The organism is Rhizobium sp. ERR 1071, assembly GCF_007828675.1.
Taxonomy (GTDB): domain Bacteria; phylum Pseudomonadota; class Alphaproteobacteria; order Rhizobiales; family Rhizobiaceae; genus Rhizobium; species Rhizobium dioscoreae.
Map to the genome: position 1 here is coordinate 435,276 of NZ_VITM01000001.1, position 23,939 is coordinate 459,214.

The window sequence follows — 23,939 nt, forward strand, 5'->3', positions numbered from 1 at the left end:
TTAAATCTATTAGAGACCGAGCATCATCCGCACGATCGGCTCGAGGCCGCGACCGAGCGCCCGGGTGTTTTCCGCATCGAGATGGACGCCATCGAGCGGCGTGGTGACGGCGACCGTATTGGCATCGAAAAAGCCACAGCCCAGTTCGTCTGCCAGATCGCTGTAGAGCGTCGGCAGCTTGCTGGATTCCTTGACCGCGCCCAGAAAACTGGCCGCAAAAGCGGCATTGGCTGTCTCGGTGATTGCCGGCGGGGCGACGATGAGGATATCGGGCACCTCGTAGTCGAACCCCCAGGCATGATTGCGCACGAGCTGGACCAAGCGGCTGATGCCCTGCAGAGCGGCAAAGGCCGAACCGGCGACAACCGACTTCATGTCGTTGGTGCCGAGCATGATGATGACGAGATCGAGCGGATTGTGGGTCTGCAGGATCGTCGGCAGGATTCTCGCGCCATTGCGGTCGCAATCGGCGAGATGATCGTCGAACGCCGTCGTGCGGCCGTTCAATCCTTCCGGGATCACGCGCACTTGGTTGCCGAGCGCCTTTTGCAAGACACTCGGCCACCGATCTTCATAGGCATGACGGCCAACCGTTTCGGCACTGTAGCCCCATGTCAGCGAGTCGCCGTAACACAGAACAGTCTTGGTCATTCATGCCTCCGTGTCACAACAAGGCTCAGACGAGCATCCCCATCGGATTTTCGATGTAGCCCTTGAAGGCTGCCAGAAGCTCGGCACCGAGCGCACCGTCGACGGCGCGGTGGTCGGTCGACAGCGTGACGGTCATCACGTTGGCAATTACCATTTCGCCCTTCTTGACGATGACGCGCTGCTCGCCAGCGCCGACAGCCAGAATGGTCGCATGCGGCGGGTTGACGACGGCGGCGAAGTTCTTGACGCCCATCATTCCCATGTTCGACACCGCAGTCGTACCGCCCTGATACTCCTCGGGCTTCAGCTTGCGCTCCTTGGCGCGCTTGCCGTAGTCCTTCATCTCGTTGGAGATGGTGGAGAGCGTCTTCTGCTCGGCGCTGCGAATGATCGGCGTGATCAGGCCGCCCGGAATGGAGACGGCTACGCCGACATCGGCATGCTTGTGCTTAACCATGGCGCTGTCGGTCCAGGAGACGTTGGCATCCGGAACGTCGCGCAGTGCCAGCGCCAGTGCCTTGATGACCATGTCGTTGACCGAGAGCTTGTAGGCCGGCACGCCGTCCTTCGACTTCGGAGCGGAATCATTGAGCTGCGTACGGAGCGCCAACAGCGCGTCGAGTTCGCAATCGACCGAGACATAGAAGTGCGGGATCGTCTGCTTGGATTCCTGCAAGCGCTTGGCGATCGTCTTGCGCATGCCGTCATGCGGCACGAGCTCGTAGGAGCCCTGCTCGAACAGCTTGAGCACAGCATCGTCGGACATGCCCTTCGCAGCGGCCGGAGCAGCAGCGGCCGGCTGTGCAGCCGGTGCGGCAGCAGGAGCAGCCTTTGCCGTGCCGCCGGAAACGGCAGCTTCGATATCCTTCTTGACCACACGACCATGCGGGCCGGTGCCGGAAACTGCGGTCACATCGATGCCGGCTTCCTTGGCAAGACGGCGAGCGAGCGGCGAAGCGAAGGTGCGATGACCGTCGTTCGCTGCCGCAGCCGATGCAGCGGGAGCCGGGGCGGGTGCGGCAGGAGCAGAAACGCTTGCCGAAGCCGGGGCCGCAGCAGGTGCTGCTTCCGCCTTCGGAGCTTCCTTCGCAGCCGGAGCAGCAGCGGCGCCAGCGCCAGACGCAGCAGCGGCGACATCCTCGCCATCGGCGGCCAGCACGGCGATCAGGGCATTGACCTTGACGCCTTCGGTGCCGGCAGGAACGACGATCTTGGCGACGGTGCCCTCATCGACAGCCTCGACTTCCATCGTTGCCTTGTCAGTCTCGATCTCGGCGATGACATCGCCGGACTTGATCTTGTCGCCTTCCTTGACCAGCCACTTGGCGAGGTTGCCCTCTTCCATGGTCGGCGAGAGGGCAGGCATGGTGATGTTGATAGGCATCGATGAGCCCTCCCCTTATTTGTAGCAAACGGCCTTCACCGCATCGACCACTTCGGCGACGCTCGGAAGCGCCAGCTTTTCGAGGTTGGCGGCGTATGGCATGGGTACGTCCTTGCCAGCGATCGTCAGGATCGGCGCATCGAGATAATCGAAAGCCTGCTGCATGACGCGGGTGGCGATTTCCGTGCCGACGGAGGACTGCGGATAGCCTTCCTCGACGGTGACCAGGCGGCCGGTCTTCTTGACCGATTCGATGATCGTCGGAAGATCCATCGGGCGTATGGTGCGCAGATCGATGAGTTCGACATCGATGCCCTGGGCTTCCAGCTCGGCGACGGCCTTGGTGGCATAGGTCATGCCGATGCCGAAGGAGACGACGGTAACATCCTTGCCCGGACGGTGGATGCGGGCCTTGCCGATCGGCAGTACGAAATTATCCAGCTTCGGCACATCGAAATGCTGACCGTAGAGAATTTCGTTTTCAAGGAAGATGACCGGGTTCGGATCGCGGATGGCAGCCTTGAGCAGGCCTTTGGCGTCGGCTGCCGTGTAGGGCATGACGACCTTAAGGCCCGGAATGTGGCTATACCAAGCGGCATAATCCTGGCTGTGCTGAGCGCCGACGCGGGCAGCAGCACCGTTCGGACCGCGGAAGACGATCGGGGCGCCCATCTGGCCACCGGACATGTAGAGCGTCTTGGCGGCGGAGTTGATGATCTGGTCGATCGCCTGCATGGCGAAGTTGAAGGTCATGAACTCGACGATCGGGCGGAGGCCGGCCATCGCAGCACCGACACCGATACCGGCAAAGCCGTGCTCGGTGATCGGGGTGTCGATCACACGGCGTGCGCCGAATTCCTGAAGCAGACCCTGGGTCACCTTGTAGGCGCCCTGATATTCGGCGACTTCTTCACCCATGACGAAGACGTCCGGGTTGGCGCGCATTTCTTCGGCCATGGCATCGCGCAGCGCTTCACGCACCGTCATCGACACCATTTCGGTGCCGGCCGGAATTTCCGGGTCAGCAGGAGCAGCGGTCTTCGGCTGAGCCGGAACCGGTGCAGCAGGTGCCGGAGCAGCAGCGGCAGGCGCCTCGGTCTTTGCCGGTTCGGCGGCAGGTGCAGCCTTGGCGGACGAAATGGCGTCAGCGGATTCGCCGTCCTGCAAGAGGATGGCGATCTTGGTGTTGACCTTGACGCCTTCGGTGCCGGCGTCGATCAGCAGCTTGCCGATCGTGCCTTCGTCGACGGCTTCCACTTCCATGGTGGCCTTGTCGGTTTCGATTTCGGCAATGACGTCACCGGAAACGACCTTATCGCCTTCCTTCTTGAGCCATTTCGAAAGGGTACCCTCTTCCATCGTCGGAGAAAGGGCGGGCATGAGAATGTCGATGGGCATAGTGTCCCTCCCCGATTTAGAGCAGAATGTCGGTGTAGAGCTCGGATGCATCCGGCTCTGGATCGTTCTGGGCGAAATCGGCGCTGTCGGCGACGATGTCGCGGACATCCTTGTCGATATCCTTCAGATCGTCTTCGGTTGCCCAGCCCTTTTCGAGCAGGCGGATACGGACCTGCTCGATCGGGTCGTGCTCGGAGCGCATTTTCTGCACTTCATCCTTGGAACGGTACTTCGCCGGGTCGGACATGGAGTGACCGCGGTAGCGGTAGGTCAGCATTTCCAGAATGATCGGGCCCTTGCCGGAGCGGCAATGCGCAACGGCTTCGTCAGCCGCAGCCTTGACGGCGCGAACATCCATGCCGTCGACCTGGATGCCGGGAATGCCAAAGGACGCACCGCGCTTGGAGAAATCGGCCTGCGCGGTGGCGCGAGCCGTCGAGGTGCCCATGGCGTAGCGGTTGTTTTCGATCACGAAGATCACGGGCAGCTTCCAGAGCTGCGCCATGTTGAAGCTTTCGTAGACCTGGCCCTGGTTGGCGGCGCCGTCACCGAAATAGGCGACGCTGACATTGTCATTGCCGCGGTACCAATTGGCAAAGCCGAGACCGGTGCCAAGCGAAACCTGGGCGCCGACGATGCCGTGGCCGCCGTAGAAATTCTTTTCCTTGGAGAACATGTGCATGGAGCCGCCCTTCCCTCGGGAATAGCCGCCCTGGCGTCCGGTGAGCTCGGCCATGACGCCACGGGCGCTCATGCCGGTCGCCAGCATATGGCCGTGGTCGCGATAGCCGGTGATGACCTGATCGCCATCCTTCAGCGCCATCTGCATGCCGACGACGACAGCTTCCTGGCCGATGTAAAGGTGACAGAAGCCGCCGATGAAGCCCATGCCGTAAAGCTGGCCGGCCTTCTCTTCAAAGCGGCGGATCAGGAGCATCTCACGATAAGCCTTGAGCTCCGCATCACGATCGAAATCTGCGATCGGGCCGCCATTGGTTTCCTTGGCAGGCCTTGATGCTGTCTTACGGCTGGAAACGGTCGCGTTTTTTCGCGGCGCCATTCAACCCTCCCTGTGTGAGTAGCCTCGTTTTATGGTGAGGCGTAACATAGGGAAGATTGCCCGCCACAGCAATGCTATAATTGCATGGCTCATATTCTTCGCAAGTCATTGATATAACTTACAAAAACGCGATTAACCGAAATTCGGTTAATTATGGCTATTTGTTGAAGATGACGATCTCGTTCGCTTTGGAATAGGTCAACTGATAGCGTGCATACTGATCGAGCATATCCTTATCCAGAGAGCCGTCACTCAACAGCGCGACCTCCTTTTCAAGGTGTTCGCGCTTGGCGACGAGATCAGCCAATTCCTTGGCGCGGTCGAGGCGGCGCTGCTCGAAAACTTCGGTCGCCTTCAGGCCGTAATCACCATGAATGCAATGATAACCGAAGTAGCTCACGAAAGCGATGGTGATGGCGGGAAGGATGAGACGGCCGAACCTTCTCTTCTTATGATACTTTGTCCACATACTCGCTCGTCACGCTCTGGCTTTACGCGATCTCCCCAAAGCCAATGCGCTTCGAACAAGATCACATCAAATCAAATACCTAGAGCTAATTTAACCCGTAGAGATTAACCGTCCGTTGACTCTAACAGTCGGGACCAACAAAAAACCGCGCCCGAAGGCGCGGTTCAATCCAAGTAATAATTTTGCCGTGGATCCGGATGGATCCTACAGGTCAGATATCAGCCACGAAGGATGGAGCGGCCGGCATATTTTGCCTGTGGGCCGAGCGCTTCCTCGATGCGGATGAGCTGGTTGTACTTGGCAAGACGGTCGGAACGCGACAGCGAGCCGGTCTTGATCTGGCCGCAGTTGGTGGCAACGGCGAGATCGGCGATCGTGGAATCTTCCGTTTCGCCCGAGCGGTGCGACATGACGGCGGTGTAGTTGGCCTTGTGTGCGGTTTCGACGGCGTCGAGAGTTTCGGTCAGCGAGCCGATCTGGTTGACCTTGACGAGGATCGAGTTGGCAACGCCCATGCGGATACCGTCGCGCAGGCGAGCGGAGTTGGTGACGAACAGGTCGTCGCCGACGAGCTGGGTCTTCTTGCCGATCAGGTCAGTCAGGGTCTTCCAGCCTTCCCAGTCGTCTTCAGCCATGCCGTCTTCGATCGATACGATCGGGTACTTGGCTGCGAGTTCTGCGAGGTATTCAGCCATGGCGCCGGATTCCAGCGTGCGGCCTTCGCCTTCGAGAACGTACTTACCGTCCTTGAAGAATTCGGTCGAGGCGCAATCGAGGCCGAGAGCGATTTCGTCGCCCGGCTTATAGCCCGCCTTTTCGATTGATTTCATGATGAAGTCGAGAGCTGCCGGCGCGCTGGAAAGGCCGGGTGCGAAACCGCCTTCGTCACCGACGTTGGTGTTATGGCCCTGCGATGCCAGTTCCTTCTTCAGAACGTGGAAGACTTCCGAACCCATACGGACGGCTTCGCGGATCGAATCTGCACCGATCGGCAGGATCATGAATTCCTGGAAGTCGATCGGGTTATCGGCGTGAGCACCGCCGTTGATGATGTTCATCATCGGGACCGGCAGCAGACGGGCGTGAGCGCCGCCGACATAGCGGTAGAGCGGCAGGTTGGCGCTCTGGGCAGCAGCCTTGGCGACGGCCAGCGAGACGCCGAGGATAGCGTTTGCACCAAGGCGCGACTTGTTCGGCGTGCCGTCAAGCTCGATCATGATGTTGTCGAGCTGGATCTGGTTTTCGGCGTCCATGCCGCCGATGGCGTCGAAGATTTCCGAATTGACGGCTTCGACGGCCTTCTCGACACCCTTGCCATGGTAGCGCTTGCCGCCGTCGCGAAGCTCGACGGCTTCATGCGCGCCGGTCGATGCGCCCGACGGAACCGCCGCGCGGCCCAAGCTGCCATCTTCGAGGTAGACATCGACTTCGACAGTCGGATTGCCACGGCTGTCGAGTATCTCGCGGGCGATAATGTCGGTGATTGCGGTCATGATAGCTTCCTGCTCGCTGGTTTATAAATCGATTTAAATCGTCTTAATCGAAGGCGCGGAAATTACAATGGCGATCCGCGCCGCGATTTGGCACTCCTGCAGGCCCGTAACGTAAATTCATGTCAGCCTGTTGAATGCCGGCTACGTTTCAAGCCTTGGCAATGGCGTCGAAGGCCAGCAGCTTCTCCAGAAGCCGTGGCATATCCTTCAAATAGACCATGTTTGGGCCGTCGGACGGTGCATTGTCGGGATCCTCATGCGTCTCCACGAAGAGACCGGCAACGCCGACAGCGACGGCCGCGCGCGCCAGCGTCTCGACGAAGCGGCGGTCGCCGCCGGTCGAGCCGCCCTGCCCGCCAGGCTGCTGCACGGAATGGGTCGCATCGAAGATGACGGGCGCGCCCATCGCCGCCATGATCGGCAGCGAGCGCATATCCGAGACCAGCGTGTTGTAGCCGAAGGAGGCACCGCGCTCGCAGAGAAGAATATTCGGGTTGCCGCTGTCGTTCAGCTTGGCAAGCACGTTCTTCATGTCCCACGGCGCCAAGAACTGGCCTTTCTTGACGTTGACCACGCGGCCGGTCTTGGCGGCTGCAACCAAAAGATCGGTCTGGCGCGACAGAAAAGCAGGGATCTGCAGGATATCGACCGTCTTGGAAACGATGGCGCACTGCTCTTCCGTATGGATATCGGTCAGAACCGGAAAGCCATATTCCTTCTTCAGGTCTTCAAAGACTTCCAGCGCCTTTTCCAGGCCGATGCCACGCTTGCCTGACAGCGATGTGCGGTTCGCCTTGTCGAAGGAGGACTTGTAGACAAGGCCGATGCCCAGCTTGCCGCAGAGTTCCTTCAGGACGCCGGCAACCATGAACGCATGGTCGCGGCTTTCCATCTGGCAGGGGCCGGCAATCAGCGACAGCTTTGCAGTATTGGAAAAGAGGACCTTGGAGGCACCCTCGCCGACGGTGACTTCCGAATTCGTGCTCATATTATCTCCTCAAAGGCGAACAATGCGCCCTGACCGGGTGCCAACCTCGCCAATAGACGATTGTTCTTACGCGTATAGGTGACGCCGTTAGCAGTGAAATGCGACGATGTCACGGAAAGATCGCGCGTTTTGAAAAGGATTGCACGTGCTCTGAGCCCCGGATCATTCGTGCGAACAGGTAGATCATAGAATGCCTCCATTCCTTCCGGCGTCAAAATCTCCAGATCGGCATTGGCAGCCTTGATCGTCAGGCCAAAGGAATGCTCCATAATGCGCGGGCCACCGACAAGCTCCTCGAAGAAGCCGCGATAGGCCGCCGGCTTCGGCGCGCAAAGCGCTACCCGCGCGATACCAGTCACGCCGTTTTCGTGACGCTCGAGCACACTGCGGTCAGCCGGCAGCGGATTGATGCGCTGACAGCAGAAAGCGAGAAAATCCGGCGCGCGCAGATCGGCGGCGAAGGCAAGACGAAAACCGGCCGTGGTTTCCGTTCCATCCGGCATCTTCATCGGACGGGAGAAATCCAGCATTCGCCCCGCCGAAATCGCAGCCGCTTTGAAACGCTTATCATCCGCCACCGCATCATCCGTACCGAACACCACTGCCGAAAAGCCATTTTCGCCCACCCGGAAGCGATAGGCTTGATCGCGGGCAACAAAAACATTGCCATCCATGATGCTCTTCTCGCACTGCTCCGCAGACGCGACGCCCAGAGGTTCGAGATAGGTTTTATCGGCAAGGAAGACGCAGGCATTCTGCGTGCCAAAGGGATGGCGCGCATCTGGAGCCACTGTAAAACCGAGCTTGCCGAGGCGCTCGCGTGCCAAAGCGATATCGACGGTCGGCAGCACGAGATGATCCAGCGGATGCGGAGACGAAATCATGGCTTCTCCTGTTTGCTTGCCGAAGCAGATTTGCGCCCATCCCCCGCGCAATTCAAGATGGAAGCATGGAACACCCGGAGCACACGACATGGATCGAAGGCAATCTCGCAAACGTGATTGCTGATTCTCTGCCATGGCTGGCTCATGCAGCCGCGCGGCACGTTCATCCAAATGCTCGGCGCACGGGCTGAACGACAAAGTCGCGGAAGCGAGTAGAGCGGCATTTTTCTTATTTTTCCGTAAGTTAACGGAGACATAGCGCGCCGATGTTCCGAGCCGATCCATTCGCAAATGGCAATTATTTAACTGACCTCACAAGGCTTTACCGAAATTTAAGTACTTGCGGAACACATATGGAACATATAGTGTCCGTTCTGGATTTGTTTCGCAGCTTTTCTTGATTCTGGGGTTCCAAGACGATGTTGACGCGCAAGCAGCAGGAACTGCTTCTCTTCATTCACGAACGCATGAAGGAATCCGGTGTTCCACCATCCTTCGACGAGATGAAGGATGCATTGGATCTGGCATCGAAATCCGGTATTCATCGCCTGATCACGGCGCTGGAGGAGCGGGGCTTTATCCGCCGGCTGCCGAACCGGGCCAGAGCGCTCGAAGTCATCAAGCTTCCCGACGCCTATAATCCGAGCCTGCAGCAGCGCCGCGGCTTTTCTCCGAGCGTTATCGAAGGCAGCCTCGGAAAGCCGCAGCCCGTTGCCCCGCCCGCTCCGTCGAAGGTGGCAAATGACGATCACAATGGCTCGGCGTCGGTGCCCGTAATGGGCCGGATCGCTGCCGGTGTTCCGATTTCTGCCATCCAGAACAATACGCACGACATCACTGTTCCCGCCGACATGCTCGGCTCCGGCGAACATTATGCGCTTGAAGTTCGTGGGGATTCGATGATCGATGCCGGCATCTTCGACGGCGATACGGTCATCATCCGCAATTCGACGACGGCCAATCCCGGCGACATCGTCGTGGCGCTGGTCGATGACGAAGAGGCGACACTGAAGCGCTTCCGTCGCAAGGGTGCTTCCATCGCGCTTGAGGCTGCAAACCCGGCATACGAAACCCGCATCTTCGGACCGGATCGCGTGAAGGTCCAAGGCAAGCTCGTTGGCCTTATTCGCCGCTATCACTGACCGGTGAATTGTCGATGGCGGGTGACGTGGGCGCAATTGGCGCGTCGAATTTGCCGGTGCGCCAATCGTAGGTTCGATGCCTGGTCCAGGGACGCTGCGGGTTCTCGAATGCGGTTGAGAGGATGGGCTTGTCTCCGGTAAGCACCATTTCGATGGAGCCGGTTTTGCGCAATGTCGCACCGGTTATGAGCATCGCTCCGGAACGGCAATGGTCGAGCCGTAGCCGGATTGGCGTCACGATAATGTTCCCCGTGTCGCAAGCCGCAGGCAGGTAGGCCGCGTTTTCGATAGTGACCAATATCGCGCCGTTTTCAAGCATGGCCGCGCACCATGCTCCTTTCTGGCAGGCGAAACTGCCTTGCATGGTGCGGTCCAAGGCTTCTTCCATTGCGATACGGACCGCCTTCTGTTCTTCACTGTTCAATCGCTTATAACGATCTGCCTTGCCGATTTGTGGAAGTCGGCTGTCAGCCGGGAGCATGGTCGGAGGCTGATGGTCCGCCGCAACCAGTGCCTTTTGCCATTGTTCGAAAATGAAGGCCTGCGGTCTCTCGCGATTGGTCGCGAGTATATCGTCCTGGCGCAATGCGACCAGGACGCCATCTTCGGAGATCATCAGGTCGGGTTTCGGTACGCCAGATCCGAATGCCGCCAAGCCCATGGACAAGAGCGATAATAGCAGGCCCAGATGGCGAAGCCGGGTCCGCAATATGCTCATGATCAGGAAGCCGATAATGAATGTGGGCATCAGCCAGGCCGGCTGGCGACCGAAGGTAATGTCACCTCCCCAACCAGCTACGGTTCTTGCGATCATGATAACGAGTTCCAGTCCCTCTCCGGTGACTTTCCAGAAAGGCCCGTCGAGACCGAGCGGCATGAGCAGCATCGCCATCATCCCGAACGGCATAACGATGAAAGAAACGACGGGCATTGCCGCAAGGTTGGCGGCGAGCCCATATGTCGCCAACCGGTGAAAATGCTCGATCGAGAAGATAGCGGTCGATGCGCCACCGATGAACGAGGTCGACGTCACGCCTGCGAAGAAACGTGTGACGAACAATAGCGGACTTAGTACACGAAGGCGCGGCAGGATGTTTTCACGATGCCGCCGCCGTTTCCAGAGCGAATAGCCCGACACCAGCGCCAGCGTTGCGGCATAGGACATCTGGAAGCTCGGGCCGAGCACTTGCGACGGCGACAGTACAAGAATGACAATGGCAGAAAGTGCGACGTTGCGCAGACTGATCGATGGCCGATCGAAAAGCACGGCCACGAGCATGATCGCCATCATGATGAAGGCACGCTCGGCGGATACGCCGAAGCCGGAGATGAGATAATAGGCCGTTACAGTGAGAAGCGCGCCGAGGGCTGCGAACTTCTTGGTCGGCCAGGCCTGCGCGACACCGGGAAACAGGCTGAACAAGTAGCGTAGGCCGATGTAGAAAATGCCGGCCGACAACGCCATGTTCAGACCGGAAATTGCAATGATATGGGTCAGACCGGCAATTCTCAGCGCTTCGGTCGTATCCTTGGAGATTGCGCGTCTCTCATCGGTGACAAGCGCTGCGGCAAAGGCGCCGGTATCTCCCGGCAAGGTTTGCCTGATCCTGTCGCCTATGCTGTTGCGCAGGCCAGCGAGCCAGATATCGGCCGCATCCAATAAGGAGCCGGCCGCGTTATCACCGGATGGCGACAGTAATTCCGGTGTTCCGTAGGCAAAGCCGTTCGCACCGATACCGTTGAAATAAGAACTGAAGGCGAAATCATTGAGACCGGTCAATGCTGGTCCTGCCGGAGGAGTCAGGCGCGCCCTACCCCGGATCCGATCACCTAAATCGAACGGTTCCGCCTGCTTGCGCACGAAGATCGTAACCCGCTGCGGCGCGCGGCGAATGGAAGGTTTTTCCGTTGCCTCGACGCGGATGACATAGCGCCAGCGTCCATTGTCATAGGATTCCCGTCGTTCGATCTGACCGGTCACGGTCGTGGTCACGGCCGAATCGAGCATGACGGTAGAAACCCGCCAGCTCTCGCATTGCGCCAGCGCCATGCCCAGGCAAAGGAGCATGCCTGCCAAAAGAAGATGGCGAAACAGCCTGCCTGCCTCCTGCATGAGCGCGAAGCCGCTGGTGAAGACCAACAGGCCTACAAGAACAGCCTGTGGAGGCGGATCGCTGCCAGCCTTGAACCAGAAAATTGCACCAAGGCCCATATAGATCGGCGCAAGCAGGACCGCGCGACCATGGGCCGCCTCCTCTTCGATCAATCCGAAGGTGCCAAGCCGAATGCGGCTTGATACCCGCAATAGCCGGGATGTCAGCCGCGTCTGGTCCTGCGTCCGTTCCCGTCGCGGCACTTCGGCGGGCAAGATATTCGTGGCAACAACAGGGCGAGGCTGCGAGAGCGCAGCAACGTCCCCACCCTCTTTCCGCTGCTCGGATGCCTCCAAATTAGGCACTCGCCGCCGTCCCCACGCAAAACTACAGCTTTTGCGCGATTTTTGCCGTTAGCAGGCGATGAATTCAACCAAAATCGACGCAAACAGGGCTCAATTGGGCCGGTTTCGCCGCCTAGCATAATTAGAGGCGCTTCTGCAGTGCCCAAAAGTTGATACTGCATTGCACAATTCAGCGTTAGGATAACTTGGCATTAGGCTCGGGATCATATAGCTAGTCGGTAGTCGCTTAACCTTTTGGCGCTTTTTATGGCGTCAATCCCGCCAAATCTTGGAGGATCAGCATGACGGAACAAAGCGCGAAACTAACTTGGGGTGAAAAGACGGTGGACCTGCCGGTCAAGACCGGAACCATCGGCCCGAGTGTCATTGATATTGGTGCCCTTTATAAGAACACCTCCACTTTCACTTACGATCCTGGTTTCACCTCCACCGCGTCGTGCGAGTCGAGCATTACCTACATCGATGGCGACGAAGGCGTTCTGCTGCACCGCGGCTATCCGATCGATCAGCTGGCCGAACACGGCGATTTCCTCGAAGTTTGCTACCTCCTTCTCTACGGTGAACTGCCGACGGCAGCGCAGAAGAAGGACTTCGACTATCGCGTAACCCACCATACGATGGTGCACGAGCAGATGTCGCGCTTCTTCACCGGCTTCCGCCGCGACGCACATCCGATGGCCGTCATGTGCGGCTGCGTTGGCGCGCTTTCCGCCTTTTATCACGACTCGACCGACATTACGGATCCGCACCAGCGCATGGTCGCAAGCCTGCGCATGATCGCCAAGATGCCGACGCTCGCCGCCATGGCGTACAAGTACCATATCGGCCAGCCCTTTGTTTACCCGAAGAACGACCTCGACTACGCGTCGAACTTCCTGCGTATGTGCTTTGCGGTTCCTTGCGAAGAATACGTCGTCAATCCGGTGCTTGCCCGCGCCATGGACCGCATCTTCATTCTGCATGCCGATCACGAGCAGAATGCTTCGACGTCGACGGTTCGTCTGGCAGGCTCTTCCGGCGCCAATCCGTTTGCCTGTATCGCTGCAGGCATTGCCTGCCTCTGGGGACCGGCTCACGGCGGCGCCAACGAAGCTGCGTTGAACATGCTGAACGAAATCGGCACGGTCGACCGCATTCCGGAATTCATCGCCCGCGCCAAGGACAAGAACGATCCGTTCCGCCTGATGGGTTTCGGCCACCGCGTCTACAAGAACTACGACCCGCGCGCCAAGATCATGCAGAAGACGGCGCACGAGGTTCTCGGCGAGCTCGGCATCAAGGACGATCCGCTGCTCGATATCGCGATTGAACTGGAGCGTATCGCTCTGACCGATGAATATTTCATCGAAAAGAAGCTGTATCCGAACGTCGACTTCTATTCCGGCATCACGCTGAAGGCTCTCGGCTTCCCCACGACCATGTTCACCGTTCTGTTCGCTCTTGCCCGCACCGTCGGCTGGATCGCTCAGTGGAACGAAATGATCGAGGATCCGCATCAGCGCATCGGCCGTCCGCGCCAGCTCTACACCGGCGCTCCGCTGCGCGAATATGTGCCTGTTTCCAAGCGCTAAGCTTCGGTATTGAAACAAAAAAACCGGTCAGAGATGACCGGTTTTTTTATGGGCTAGAACGTCCAGAACAATCTGCGCAGCCTTGTCGCCAGGCGGCTCCTTCGTCTGCATCCGTTCCCAGACCAGATCGTAGCCAGCAAGCATCGCCGCACGCTCCGGCGTATCGCTCGACAGGCGCTCCATATAACGAGCCAGCATGCCCGGCCGCAGAACATCGTTGATGAGCTCAGGCAGAACGGCATAGTCGGCGATGAGGTTCGGCAAGGCGGCCGTCCAGATCTTGATGCGCGACAGCACGAATTTCGCCAGCCATTCAGTCTTATAGGTCGAGACTACGGGAACGCCCGCAAGCCCCAGCTCCAGGATCACCGTGCCAGAGGCTGCCATGGCGGCATCCGCCTTGGCAAAGGCACTCCATTTGGCATCCTGGCCGACGAGTATATCCGGCTTGACCTGCCAATTAGCCGTCAAAGAGCGAACCACCGCCTCCTGCCGCGGCACGGTCGGCAGCAGAAAACGAACATTATCATTTCTCCGGCTAAGTTCTTCGGTAGCCCGCTCAAAAACCGGAAGGAGTTGCCTGATCTCCGATGCACGCGATCCGGGTAAAAGCAGGATCGTCTTCGCCACATCGGCGCCGGCCAGACCGCGCAAGGCGCGCTGACGTCGCGTCTCCACAAGATTGGCATCGACCGTCAGGCGGTGGCCGACATAAGTGGTTACCGGACCGCCCAGGCGCTTCATGGCAGCAGGCTCGAACGGCAAGACGGCCAGCACGTGGTCGACATAGGCAAGCATCTGCTGTGCGCGATATTCTTTCCACGCCCAGACGCTGGGGCAGACGTAATCGATAACAGGCAGATCGGGTAACGCCTTGCGCACCCGCTTGGCAACGCGATGCGTGAAATCGGGGCTGTCGATGATCACGAGCACGTCCGGCTTTGCAGCAATAATCGCATCCGCCGTCTGCCGGATGCGGGCCAGCAGCTTCGGCAATCGCTTGATGACCTGGATGAAACCCATGATCGAGAGTTCGGAATAATCGAAGAGCGAGCGCAGACCTTGCGCCTCCAGCGCCTCGCCGCCGACGCCCATCAGCTCTACCGGACCGTCGCAGCGCCGCTTCAGGGCCGCGACGAGATCGCCACCCAGCAGATCGCCGGAGACTTCGCCAGCAACGACGGCAAGCTTCAAGGGCGCTGCGCTCACATGAAGCCCTCCGCGGTCAGGCCACGATCGATGCCGCAGACGAAAATACCGGCCTCGTCCGCGGCGGCGATCACCGCTTGCCGGTCGAGGATCAGGGCCCTGCCGGCTTCGACTGCGACGCCGGCTAGGCCAGCCTTCTTGGCATTCGATACCGTAGAAACGCCGATCGATGGCAAATCGGCCCGAATATCCTGCTGCGGCTTGCAGAGCTTGACGAGCACGCCGCGCCGGCGCGTCGAGATGCGTCCTGCTGCGCGCAGTTCGGCAACTCGCTCGATCATCTTATCGGTACCCTCGGCGCCTTCGAGCGCAACAACGCGGCCGCCGACGCTGACCGCGCCCTGCCCCACATCCAGAAAGCCCAGCGCATCGGCCGCCTTCGCACCCTGTGCAATATCGCGCAGATCCTCTTCCGCTGGCGAGAATTTTCCAAGCGGCCCGGTCGTCGCCAAAAGGTCGGGCGCGATTTCATGCGCGCCAACGACGCGAACGCCACCGGCTTCGATCAGGCGAATGACCATCTGCAGGACGGCATTGTCACCGCCCGAAAGAAGCGTGCGAATGGTCGAGGGCAATTCCTTGATGACGCGCCAAGTGGGATGCACCTGCCGCCACGAAGGGCGTCGTGCGACACCGCCCGACATGACGACACGATCGACGCCATGTCGGCGGAACATCGCCTCGAGGCCAGCAAAATTGCCGACGCCGAGATTGGCATGATCGAAGGCGGACCAATCGCGGTCCGCCTCGTCAGTCAAAGCGATGATGACGGGGTTTTCACCGGCCTGCCGAGCGGCGTCGGCGACGTAAACCGGCAAAAGCCCGCTGCCTGCGATGATCGCCAGTCTACCCTTGCCGTTTTCGCTGGTCGAAACCACCCTCAGCTCTTGCCGCGATTCGGCGATGAAAGCGCGCGATCGCTATCGGCAGCAATGAAATCGAGAATTTCCATCACTTCCTTGCAATCGGCATATTCCTCGCGGATAGCCGCTGCATTGTCGCGGATGGAACCTTCGCCTTCGAAGATGCTCTTGTAGGCGCGGCGAACGCGGTGGATGACGGCACGATCAATCCCTGCGCGGCTCATCCCGACGACATTCAATCCTGACAACACGCCTGGATTGCCGTTCAACATGCCGTAAGGGATGACATCGTAGCTGGCGGCCGTAAGACCACCAATGAAGGCCTGGCGGCCGATACGGGTGAACTGGTGCACCGCGCAGCCGCCGCCAAGAATGGCGCGATCTTCGATGGTGACATGTCCGGCCAACATGACGTTATTCGACATGATGACATTGTTTCCGACGCGGCAGTCGTGAGCGACATGCGAGTTGGCAAGGAACAGGTTGTTGTTGCCGACAATCGTCCTGCCGCCGTAATCGGCCGTACCGGTATTGATCGTCACGCCTTCGCGGATCGTGCAGTTCTCGCCGACATCAAGCGTCGTTTCCTCGCCGTGATGATGGACGCTCTGCGGATCGCCACCGACAACAGCCATCGGAAAGATCTTCGTTCCCTTGCCGATTGTCGTACGACCGGTCACAACGGCATTATTGAGCAACTGAATATCGTCATGCAGCACGACCTTGGGACCGACATAGCAGAACGGGCCGACAACAACATTCTCGCCGATGACCGCGCCGTCTTCGACAACCGCCAGCTTATGAATGCGGGCGCTCTTTGCGATGCTGCTCATGCCTGTTCCTGATCCTTCCGTACGATCATCGCACCGATATCGGCCTCGGCGACCAGAGAACCGTCGACCTTGGCATCGCAATGGAACTTCCAGATGGTCCCACGCTGCTTCTGCTTGACGACGTGGAATTCGACACGGTCGCCCGGAACGACCGGCCTGCGGAAGCGGGCGTTGTCGATCGTCATGAAGTAAACGAGGTTACCGCCGATGCCGTCCTTGCGGGCGCAGATCGCGCCGGCTGTCTGCGCCATTCCCTCGATGAGCAACACGCCCGGCATGATCGGCGATTCCGGGAAATGTCCGGTGAATTGCGGCTCGTTCGCCGTCACGTTCTTGATGCCGATCGCGGAATTATCGCTATCGATCTCGATGATCTTGTCGACCATCAAGAAGGGGTAGCGATGCGGCAAAAGCTTCATAATTTCAATGATGTCAGCCGACGACAGCGACGTCTTGGCTTCCTCAGTCATGCTCCGCACTCCCGTCTTTCTTGTCTCTGGCTCCTGACCGCTTCGCGATCTCCGCCGATTCCCTTAGAAAATCCCATAGCGGCCGCGCAGGTAGACCCGCATAGCGCTCGCCCGCCGGGATGCTGTTCATCACGCCGCTCTTGGCACCGATCTGCACGCCGTCGCCAATGTGGATATGCCCGTTGAGGCCCGCCTGCCCGCCGATCTGCACGCCATCGCCGATCACCGTGCTGCCGGCAATGCCGACCTGGCTGACGATAGCACAATGGCGACCGATGCGGACGTTATGTCCGATCTGGACCTGATTGTCGATCTTCGTACCTTCGCCGATCACGGTATCATCCATGGTGCCGCGATCGATCGTTGTATTGGCGCCGATCTCGACATTGTCCTGGATGATCACGCGGCCGATCTGCACGATCTTGACCATGCCGCGCGGTCCCGGCGCATAGCCAAAACCGTCCTGGCCGATGCGCGTGCCATTGTGGATGATGACGCCATTGCCGAGATAGGCACAGAGCACACTCGCACCGCCGCCGATGCTGCAATTACGCCCAATCTTGACACCCGGCCCGATGAGGGCATTAGGGCCGATATAGGTCCCCTCGCCGATCTCCGCACCAGGGCCGACGATCGCACCGGGCTCGATGCCGATATTGGCCTCTAGCTTAGCGGTCGCATCGATGGTCGCAGCGGGGGAAATCACGAGCGGATTCGCCGTGAACGTAACCGGCCGCATGGCTTGAGGATGCAGCAGCGCACCGGCAATGGCGAAATCCGTATGCGGCTTCTTCGACAGAAGTACCGGGATGTGATCGGGAACGAAAGACTTCAGCGCCGGAAGGCAAATGATGGCTGAAGCCTTGCAAGTCTCCAGCTCGGCGCGATTCTTTCGGGAAAGGATATAACAAACGTCACCCTCGCCTGCCCGATAGACGGGAGCGATAGATCTGATGACGACCTCCGAAGAGGTCGTATCAGCCAGTTCCGCCCCAAGATGCTCAGCCAGTTGTTTCAAGCTGACGCCACCATGGGGCGGGAAAAAACCAGTATGTTCCATAAGCACCAGCTCCAGAACGGTGTTCAAGCCCGCAGTTCTGGACTGCCGATATCAGAACTGGTTGGCGATGCCAAACCGGAAATTCTCGGTCTTGTCGTAATCTTCCTTCAAGACCGGCACGGCGTAGTCAACACGGATGACACCGAACGGCGAAGACCAGATCAGACCGGCACCGAGCGATGCACGGATCGAGCTGTCGTTATGAAGCGTATCGCCAAAGAGATTCGCCTTGTTGCCGTAGAGCGTGCCTGCATCAGCGAAGGCTGCGATACGCAGGCCGATATCCTGGGGAACGCCCGGCATCGGCATGCTCGCTTCAGCCGAAGCGGTGAAGTAGGTCGTACCACCGAGCGGATCGCCATGCGACGAACGCGGACCGATACCAGCATTCTCGAAGCCGCGGATTTCACGGCCGCCGAGCGTAAACTGATCGAAGACGTTCAGCTTGCCATTCGTCGGCATCACGTAGCCGGCACCCACCGTCAGCGAGCCGATGATATCGGCTTCGTCGCTGATCATCTGGTAGTAACGAGCCTTACCGCTCAACTTGTAGAAGTCAGAATCGCCGCCGAGGCCCGCAAATTCGTGCGTGAACTTGGCGATGATACCTTCACGCGGAAGGTTCTGATCATCAAGCGTGTTGTAGGTGAAGGTCTGCGAAACCGTCGACTGCACCCACGGGCCGTTCTCAACGAGGTTGAGATACGGAGCCGAAAGGTTGTTCTGCCAATCGTTCGTGCCGTCGTAAGTCAAGCGCTTGTAGTTGTAGCGCAGGGTCGTTGCCAGGTTCTCGGTAATCGGCGCGGTGACGCGCAGCGAGAAGCCTTCTTCCGAATAGTCGTAGTAATCGTCGCTCGACGTCTGGTTCTTGAAGATATCGAAACCGGCAGCCAGACGATAACCGAGGAAATAAGGCTCAGTGAACGAGATGTTGTAGGTACGATTACCTTCCGTACCGGCACCTGCGGCGAGGCGGATATACTGACCGCGACCGAGGAAGTTCTTTTCTTCAACTGAAGCTTCCAGAAGCAAGCCGCCATTGTTGCCAACGGCGTAACCGGCGCCGATACCGAAGGAGCCCGTCGGCTGGTCTTCGACGTTGACGATGACGACGACGCGGTCCGGAGCACTGCCCTGAGCCGTCGAGATATCGACCTTGGTGAAATAGCCGAGCGCGTCGAGGCGACGCTTCGCACGCGTGATCATTTCCTGGTTGAAGGCATCGCCTTCGTTCAGGTCGAACTCGCGGCGGATGACGTAGTCACGCGTGCGGGTGTTGCCACGGATTTCGATACGCTCGACATAGGCGCGCTCGCCCTGGTCGACCAGATATTCGATGCCGATGGTGTGGCCGGACAGATCGCGGTTACCGCGCGGCGTGATGCGGGCGAACGGATAGCCGGCAGCCGCGACGCGCTTGGAAATGTTCTCGATCGAAGTCTGGATATCCTTGGCGCTGTAGACATCGCCCTTGTGGGTGATGACAAGGCCTTTCAGCTCGTCGGCATTGATACCTTCGACGGTCGAGATGACGTTGATATCGCCGTAAGTATAACGCGGACCTTCGTCGACGTTGAAATTCAGCGTGTATTCGTTGCTCTGCTCGTTCAGCGTCGCATCGGCACTGACGACACGGAAGTCGGCATAACCGTGATTGTAGTAGAACTGACGCAGCTGATCCTGGTCGGCCTGCAGACGTTCGGGGCTGTAGACGTCCTTGCGCGTCAGGAACGACAGGAAGTTGCTCTTTTTCGTGCCGATGACCGAAGCAAGGCGACCGCTGCCATAGGCCTGGTTGCCCGAGAAATTGATTTTGTCGATCTTGGTACGCTCGCCCTCGTTGATGACGAAAGCCACGTTCAGACGACCCGGCGCGACTTCGGCGGTCTGCGTCGTCACCTGCACATCGTTACGACCAATGGATGCATAGGCATCCTTGATGGTCTTGACATCAGCCTGAATGGTCGCCTCGTTATACGGGCCGGCAGCATGTGTCTGGACGATGCCCTGAAGCTTGTCGTCCTTGATCTTGCGGTTGCCGTTGAAGACCACGGCGTTGATGAGCTTGTTTTCGCTGACCGATACAACCAGCGTGCTACCCGAAACGGTAATGTGGACATCAGAGAAATATCCGGTGGCATAGAGCTGCTTCACCGAAGCATCAATGTCACTGGCGGAGAAGCTCTTGCCGGGCTTGATCGTGATATTATCGCGAACGGCTGTCTCGCCGACGCGTCCAGCACCGCGAACGTCAACCCGCTGAATAACAGCTGCTTCAGCGACAGAAGCAGAGGCAAGGGTGATCACACCAGCGCCCGACGCAACAACACCTGCAGACAGCGCTACCGCCGACACTGCGTTCAAAAATTTTGAACCAGCCTTCATTTCACTTCTTACCTTTTTTCAATCGTCCCCAGCCCCGAGCGAACCCGATTCCGGCCACGTGTGTCGTTTTACCCGCTTTTGACATACAAGCAAGGGAGCACGTTAATTTCTGTTTACTTCATTTCAAAGCGTGGCTCATTCGCCACTACGGCTTTGAAACATCGTAAATAAATCGTAATTTTCCTCTCGTCGCCCCACTAGCCTATTCTGGAACTAATATCGTTCCAGGTTGCAAACACCATGAGTGAGAGCACCATCGCAAATCCAATCCGGAAAGCGATATCCTGCGCTCGTGCACCCAGAGGTTTTCCCCTTACGGCTTCAATCGCATAGAACATCAGATGGCCGCCATCAAGTACCGGGACGGGCATCAAATTTAATAACCCTATTGAAACAGAAAGTATGGCGGCGAATTGGAGCACCGCGGCAAAACCCAGAGTTGCCATTTGCCCGGAGAGTTGTGCAACCCGGATCGGCCCGCCGAGCTGATCGGCCTTCATATATCCGCCGATGACGTTGCCGAGATATTCGAAAGTGCCGGAAACGATACTGCCAGTCTGCTTCACACCTTCGGTAAGCGCCTGCAGCGGCCCATAAGCCTCGTAACGCAGCCTGATCGGCTTCTGACCATCGCTGATGCCGATCGTGGCAATCTCCGTCCGTGCGCCGAAGACATCGGTCTCCTCCGACTTTCTCGGCGTCACCGATACGTCACGGGTCTGGCCATTACGCTCGATCGACAGTGCCATGGGCTTGTCGGCATGGGCAGCCGCATAACGCTGCACTTCGCCGACAGAGCCGATCTCCCGTCCATCCACAGAAAGAATGCGGTCACCAAGTTCCAAGCCCGCCGTCTGAGCCGGACTGTCAGCCCCAATCGACGCGATCAACGGATCGATCGGGGCGATGCCGATACTGCCGACATCCTTCTTGTTTCCGGATGCGTCCGTATCCGTCAATGTTGCGGTCACGATCGGCAAATCGCGGATCACGCCATCGCGCTGGATGGTCAGCACGATGCTCTTGCCGGGGCGCTCGGCGATATAACGGCCGATATCGTAATAAGTAGCGGCATTATTGCCATCGACAGCAATCAGACGGTCTCCCGCCTGCACACCGGCCTTTGCCGCGGGTCCGGCCGGTTCCACCGCAGTCACCACCGGATCGACGAGCGCGATACCGATACGACCCATTTCCATCTTGTTGCCGAACTGATCGGTGTCCTCGACCAGTTTCGGAACGATCCGGAAATCGCGATTCTGGCCGTCGCGGTCGACGGTCAGTACTATAGTGCGGCCCGGGCGCAGGCCGACATAGCGCTGCACTTCATCGAAAGTCGTCACCTTGTTGCCATCGACGGCGATCAGGCGGTCGCCTGGCTCGATGCCAGCCTCCGCGGCAGCACCGTCGCGCGTCACCATGGCCACGACCGGATCGGCAACCGTGCGGCCGTAAACGCTGAAAAGGACTGCGAAGATTACAATGGCGAGCAGGAAATTGGCGATCGGTCCGGCCGCAACGGTTGCAGCCCGCTTCCAGAGCCTGGCTCCGGCGAAGGATTGGGCGCGCTCCTCCTCCGTCATCGCCGAGAGCTGATCCACATCGGTCTTGCTGGAGGCGTCCTCGTCGCCGAAGAATCGCACATAACCGCCGAGCGGAATGAGGGAGAGCTTCCAGCGCGTACCGTGTGTATCGGTAAATCCGGCAATCTCCGGCCCGAAGCCGATCGAAAAAGCCATGATGCGAATGCCCGACCAACGACCGACCAGATAGTGGCCCATCTCGTGCACAAAAACGAGCAACGACAGCACAAAGACAAATGTGATGACGTTGTTCGTCAAGAAACCGATGAAGCCAGCCGCGCTACCCATGCAACGATCCTGTTCGTGTTAGAGCGGTTCAGCTTTCACGGAAGCTCCGAACCATTCCATCTTTCTGTTTTCTCGCAATTCCAGACGGAAAACCGCTGCGCACTTTTCCTGGAATTGCTCCAGTATCAGACCCCGAGCAGAACGCCACCCAATGAAAAGGTCTCGCCGCTCATTGTCAGCGTTATTACGATAGCCAACAAAAACGCTGCAAAACAAGCAAAAATTAGTCCATCGACCCGATCCATGACGCCGCCATGTCCGGGAATCAGATGGCTCGAGTCTTTCACACCAAACTTGCGCTTGACGAACGATTCGAACAGGTCACCAATCTGACTGCAGACGGAAAGCACCAGGGCAAGAAGAGGAATCCACAGGTCTTCGGCTGAAAAGAAGCTCCACACGACCGCCGTTCCCGCGATGACGGCCGCGATAGCACCGCCGATGGCGCCCGACCAGGTCTTGCCCGGCGATATGCTCGGCGCAAGCTTCGGCCCCCCGATAGCGCGGCCGACGAAATAGGCAAAGATGTCCGTCGCCCATACCGTGGCAAAGACGAACAGCATCAGCACGAAGCCGCGAAAATCGTCATCACGGATCTCGGCAAGGGCAATTGCCGTCAATCCGGAATAGAATATGCCGCCCGGCAGCCACCAGCTCTTTCCACGTATGGCGACCATGATCGCGGTAACAGCAACGAAGGCGGCCAGAACCTCGATGGAGTAGACGGATTCGCTTAAAGCCGTCGCACCGGCGATCAATACGAGCCCAAGCCAGCCGAGCGCGTTTCCCTGAGGATCGCGGCCATGCAGATCCGATATCGTCGACCATTCATAATAGACGAGCAGACCGATCACGGCGGCCAGCAGACGAAAGCCTGAGCCGCCATACCAGGTGGCAGCAAGAACGATGGCGGCGAGAATGATGCCGGAAATAATGCGCAGCCTGAGTTCGCGGCTCATCAAGACCCCACGGCCGCCGCCTGCTTGGCGGAAAGGCCGCCAAAACGCCGGTCGCGCGCAGCATATTTCTCCAACGCCGAGAAGAAGAGCTCGCGGCTGAAATCGGGCCAGTAGTCCGGCACGAACATGAACTCCGAATAAGCGGCCTGCCAGAGCAGGAAATTCGAGAGCCGCTCTTCGCCGCTCGTGCGAATGATGAGATCCGGATCGGGAATACCGGCCGTGTCGAGACGGGCATCGACCAGGTCCGAAGTAATGTCCTGCGGGCGCAGCCTTCCGGCTTCGACATCCTTGGCAAGACTTACGAAGGCACGCGTGATTTCGTCACGCGAGCCATAGTTGAAGGCAATGATCAGCGTCAGGGCCGTGTTGTTCCTAGTGGTCTCCTCTGCCTCGAGCAGCAAGGGCAGGATATCGCCACGCAGGCCGCTGCGATCGCCGATGACGCGGATGCGCACATTCTGGCGATGAAGCTCGGCAAGGTCCCTCCGGATGAAGGCCTTGAGGAGGCCGAGGAGATCGCTCACCTCCGCCTCGGGCCGGCGCCAGTTCTCCGAGGAGAAGGCGAACAGCGTCAGATATTTTATGCCGATATCGCCGGCAGCCCGCACCGTCTCCCGAACCGCCTCCACGCCCTTGCGGTGGCCCATGGTGCGCGGCAGACCGCGCGCATTGGCCCAGCGTCCGTTGCCATCCATGATGATGGCAACGTGTTCAGGTACGACAGAGAACGTAGGAGCTGACATATGGGTCCGGTTTCGTTCGGCGGAAAGATGCTCTGGCCTCATAAT

20 protein-coding genes are annotated in these 23,939 nt (G+C 58.9%); 2 read left to right on the plus strand and 18 right to left on the minus strand.

Going from position 1 to position 23,939, the window contains the following annotated elements; translation table 11 throughout:
- Window positions 1–9 precede the first annotated feature (9 nt).
- The 8 genes from FBZ99_RS02190 to FBZ99_RS02225 all read right to left on the minus strand — a co-directional run bounded on the left by FBZ99_RS02190 (window position 10) and on the right by FBZ99_RS02225 (window position 8,327).
- Entirely contained in the window at window positions 10–651 is a 642-nt protein-coding gene (locus FBZ99_RS02190; protein ID WP_145631275.1) for an SGNH/GDSL hydrolase family protein, read from the minus strand.
- A gap of 25 nt (window positions 652–676) precedes the next feature.
- Window positions 677–2,035, minus strand: a complete 1,359-nt coding sequence (locus tag FBZ99_RS02195; RefSeq protein WP_145631277.1) for a pyruvate dehydrogenase complex dihydrolipoamide acetyltransferase — start codon at window positions 2,033–2,035, stop codon at window positions 677–679.
- Window positions 2,036–2,050: 15 nt separating this feature from the next.
- The gene (locus FBZ99_RS02200) at window positions 2,051–3,433 is read right to left on the minus strand and encodes a pyruvate dehydrogenase complex E1 component subunit beta (protein WP_113333725.1); all 1,383 of its coding nucleotides are present in this window, start codon (window positions 3,431–3,433) and stop codon (window positions 2,051–2,053) included.
- 16 nt (window positions 3,434–3,449) lie between these two features.
- Window positions 3,450–4,493 carry a pyruvate dehydrogenase (acetyl-transferring) E1 component subunit alpha gene (gene pdhA, locus FBZ99_RS02205; RefSeq protein WP_113333724.1) on the minus strand — a complete coding sequence of 348 codons (1,044 nt, stop codon included), beginning with the start codon at window positions 4,491–4,493 and terminating at the stop codon, window positions 3,450–3,452.
- Between the two features lie 157 nt (window positions 4,494–4,650).
- Window positions 4,651–4,962: an FtsB family cell division protein gene (locus FBZ99_RS02210; RefSeq protein ID WP_113333723.1), complete on the minus strand. Its 312-nt coding sequence runs from the start codon at window positions 4,960–4,962 to the stop codon at window positions 4,651–4,653.
- A 218-nt stretch (window positions 4,963–5,180) separates the two neighbouring features.
- Window positions 5,181–6,455 (minus strand): phosphopyruvate hydratase, encoded by a 1,275-nt coding sequence (gene eno / locus FBZ99_RS02215; RefSeq protein ID WP_095434816.1) that lies wholly within the window; start codon window positions 6,453–6,455, stop codon window positions 5,181–5,183.
- 148 nt (window positions 6,456–6,603) lie between these two features.
- Window positions 6,604–7,443: a 3-deoxy-8-phosphooctulonate synthase gene (kdsA, locus tag FBZ99_RS02220; protein WP_113352583.1), complete on the minus strand. Its 840-nt coding sequence runs from the start codon at window positions 7,441–7,443 to the stop codon at window positions 6,604–6,606.
- The gene (locus FBZ99_RS02225; protein WP_145631279.1) at window positions 7,440–8,327 is read right to left on the minus strand and encodes a VOC family protein; all 888 of its coding nucleotides are present in this window, start codon (window positions 8,325–8,327) and stop codon (window positions 7,440–7,442) included. The genes kdsA and FBZ99_RS02225 overlap by 4 nt, the downstream gene beginning before the upstream one ends.
- A 419-nt stretch (window positions 8,328–8,746) precedes the next feature.
- Here FBZ99_RS02225 and lexA point away from each other — a divergent pair, with 419 nt between their 5' ends.
- Window positions 8,747–9,469 carry a transcriptional repressor LexA gene (gene lexA, locus FBZ99_RS02230; RefSeq protein WP_112338327.1) on the plus strand — a complete coding sequence of 241 codons (723 nt, stop codon included), beginning with the start codon at window positions 8,747–8,749 and terminating at the stop codon, window positions 9,467–9,469.
- Here the strand turns inward: lexA and FBZ99_RS02235 are convergent.
- The gene (locus FBZ99_RS02235; RefSeq protein WP_442966427.1) at window positions 9,450–11,927 is read right to left on the minus strand and encodes a ComEC/Rec2 family competence protein; all 2,478 of its coding nucleotides are present in this window, start codon (window positions 11,925–11,927) and stop codon (window positions 9,450–9,452) included. The genes lexA and FBZ99_RS02235 overlap by 20 nt on opposite strands.
- Window positions 11,928–12,208: 281 nt before the next feature.
- On the opposite strand from FBZ99_RS02235, the gene gltA reads away from it, so the two are divergent.
- Window positions 12,209–13,498, plus strand: a complete 1,290-nt coding sequence (gene gltA / locus FBZ99_RS02240) for a citrate synthase (protein ID WP_015339806.1) — start codon at window positions 12,209–12,211, stop codon at window positions 13,496–13,498.
- Between the two features lie 27 nt (window positions 13,499–13,525).
- On the opposite strand, the gene lpxB is transcribed toward gltA, so the two are convergent.
- The 9 genes from lpxB to FBZ99_RS02285 form a co-directional block, all read right to left on the minus strand.
- Window positions 13,526–14,707 carry a lipid-A-disaccharide synthase gene (gene lpxB, locus FBZ99_RS02245; protein ID WP_145631281.1) on the minus strand — a complete coding sequence of 394 codons (1,182 nt, stop codon included), beginning with the start codon at window positions 14,705–14,707 and terminating at the stop codon, window positions 13,526–13,528.
- Complete coding sequence (locus FBZ99_RS02250; RefSeq protein ID WP_145631283.1) at window positions 14,704–15,585, minus strand: LpxI family protein; 882 nt, start codon at window positions 15,583–15,585, stop codon at window positions 14,704–14,706. Before FBZ99_RS02250 ends, lpxB begins: the two co-directional genes overlap by 4 nt.
- 2 nt (window positions 15,586–15,587) lie before the next feature.
- Window positions 15,588–16,403: an acyl-ACP--UDP-N-acetylglucosamine O-acyltransferase gene (gene lpxA, locus FBZ99_RS02255; RefSeq protein ID WP_113352589.1), complete on the minus strand. Its 816-nt coding sequence runs from the start codon at window positions 16,401–16,403 to the stop codon at window positions 15,588–15,590.
- Complete coding sequence (fabZ, locus tag FBZ99_RS02260) at window positions 16,400–16,873, minus strand: 3-hydroxyacyl-ACP dehydratase FabZ (protein WP_069612095.1); 474 nt, start codon at window positions 16,871–16,873, stop codon at window positions 16,400–16,402. Before fabZ ends, lpxA begins: the two co-directional genes overlap by 4 nt.
- Window positions 16,866–17,933: a UDP-3-O-(3-hydroxymyristoyl)glucosamine N-acyltransferase gene (gene lpxD / locus FBZ99_RS02265; protein WP_113352590.1), complete on the minus strand. Its 1,068-nt coding sequence runs from the start codon at window positions 17,931–17,933 to the stop codon at window positions 16,866–16,868. Before lpxD ends, fabZ begins: the two co-directional genes overlap by 8 nt.
- A 51-nt stretch (window positions 17,934–17,984) precedes the next feature.
- Window positions 17,985–20,318: an outer membrane protein assembly factor BamA gene (gene bamA / locus FBZ99_RS02270; protein WP_113352591.1), complete on the minus strand. Its 2,334-nt coding sequence runs from the start codon at window positions 20,316–20,318 to the stop codon at window positions 17,985–17,987.
- A 197-nt stretch (window positions 20,319–20,515) separates the two neighbouring features.
- Window positions 20,516–22,189 carry an RIP metalloprotease RseP gene (rseP, locus tag FBZ99_RS02275; RefSeq protein ID WP_113352592.1) on the minus strand — a complete coding sequence of 558 codons (1,674 nt, stop codon included), beginning with the start codon at window positions 22,187–22,189 and terminating at the stop codon, window positions 20,516–20,518.
- Window positions 22,190–22,314: 125 nt separating this feature from the next.
- The gene (locus FBZ99_RS02280; protein ID WP_113352593.1) at window positions 22,315–23,148 is read right to left on the minus strand and encodes a phosphatidate cytidylyltransferase; all 834 of its coding nucleotides are present in this window, start codon (window positions 23,146–23,148) and stop codon (window positions 22,315–22,317) included.
- Window positions 23,148–23,936 (minus strand): isoprenyl transferase, encoded by a 789-nt coding sequence (locus tag FBZ99_RS02285; RefSeq protein ID WP_267904002.1) that lies wholly within the window; start codon window positions 23,934–23,936, stop codon window positions 23,148–23,150. Before FBZ99_RS02285 ends, FBZ99_RS02280 begins: the two co-directional genes overlap by 1 nt.
- Between the last annotated feature and the right edge of the window lie 3 nt (window positions 23,937–23,939).

Excerpts from the sequence above, each read along its gene's own strand:
- FBZ99_RS02280 (WP_113352593.1), bottom strand. The coding sequence starts at position 23,148 with ATGAGCCGCGAACTCAGGCTGCGCATTATTTCCGGCATCATTCTCGCC.
- lexA (WP_112338327.1), top strand. The coding sequence starts at position 8,747 with ATGTTGACGCGCAAGCAGCAGGAACTGCTTCTCTTCATTCACGAACGC.
- FBZ99_RS02285 (WP_267904002.1), bottom strand. The coding sequence starts at position 23,936 with ATGAGGCCAGAGCATCTTTCCGCCGAACGAAACCGGACCCATATGTCA.
- lpxD (WP_113352590.1), bottom strand. The coding sequence starts at position 17,933 with ATGGAACATACTGGTTTTTTCCCGCCCCATGGTGGCGTCAGCTTGAAA.
- FBZ99_RS02210 (WP_113333723.1), bottom strand. The coding sequence starts at position 4,962 with ATGTGGACAAAGTATCATAAGAAGAGAAGGTTCGGCCGTCTCATCCTT.
- eno (WP_095434816.1), bottom strand. The coding sequence starts at position 6,455 with ATGACCGCAATCACCGACATTATCGCCCGCGAGATACTCGACAGCCGT.
- lpxA (WP_113352589.1), bottom strand. The coding sequence starts at position 16,403 with ATGAGCAGCATCGCAAAGAGCGCCCGCATTCATAAGCTGGCGGTTGTC.
- FBZ99_RS02190 (WP_145631275.1), bottom strand. The coding sequence starts at position 651 with ATGACCAAGACTGTTCTGTGTTACGGCGACTCGCTGACATGGGGCTAC.
- gltA (WP_015339806.1), top strand. The coding sequence starts at position 12,209 with ATGACGGAACAAAGCGCGAAACTAACTTGGGGTGAAAAGACGGTGGAC.
- FBZ99_RS02195 (WP_145631277.1), bottom strand. The coding sequence starts at position 2,035 with ATGCCTATCAACATCACCATGCCTGCCCTCTCGCCGACCATGGAAGAG.
- FBZ99_RS02200 (WP_113333725.1), bottom strand. The coding sequence starts at position 3,433 with ATGCCCATCGACATTCTCATGCCCGCCCTTTCTCCGACGATGGAAGAG.
- fabZ (WP_069612095.1), bottom strand. The coding sequence starts at position 16,873 with ATGACTGAGGAAGCCAAGACGTCGCTGTCGTCGGCTGACATCATTGAA.
- bamA (WP_113352591.1), bottom strand. The coding sequence starts at position 20,318 with ATGAAGGCTGGTTCAAAATTTTTGAACGCAGTGTCGGCGGTAGCGCTG.
- FBZ99_RS02225 (WP_145631279.1), bottom strand. The coding sequence starts at position 8,327 with ATGATTTCGTCTCCGCATCCGCTGGATCATCTCGTGCTGCCGACCGTC.
- kdsA (WP_113352583.1), bottom strand. The coding sequence starts at position 7,443 with ATGAGCACGAATTCGGAAGTCACCGTCGGCGAGGGTGCCTCCAAGGTC.
- rseP (WP_113352592.1), bottom strand. The coding sequence starts at position 22,189 with ATGGGTAGCGCGGCTGGCTTCATCGGTTTCTTGACGAACAACGTCATC.
- pdhA (WP_113333724.1), bottom strand. The coding sequence starts at position 4,493 with ATGGCGCCGCGAAAAAACGCGACCGTTTCCAGCCGTAAGACAGCATCA.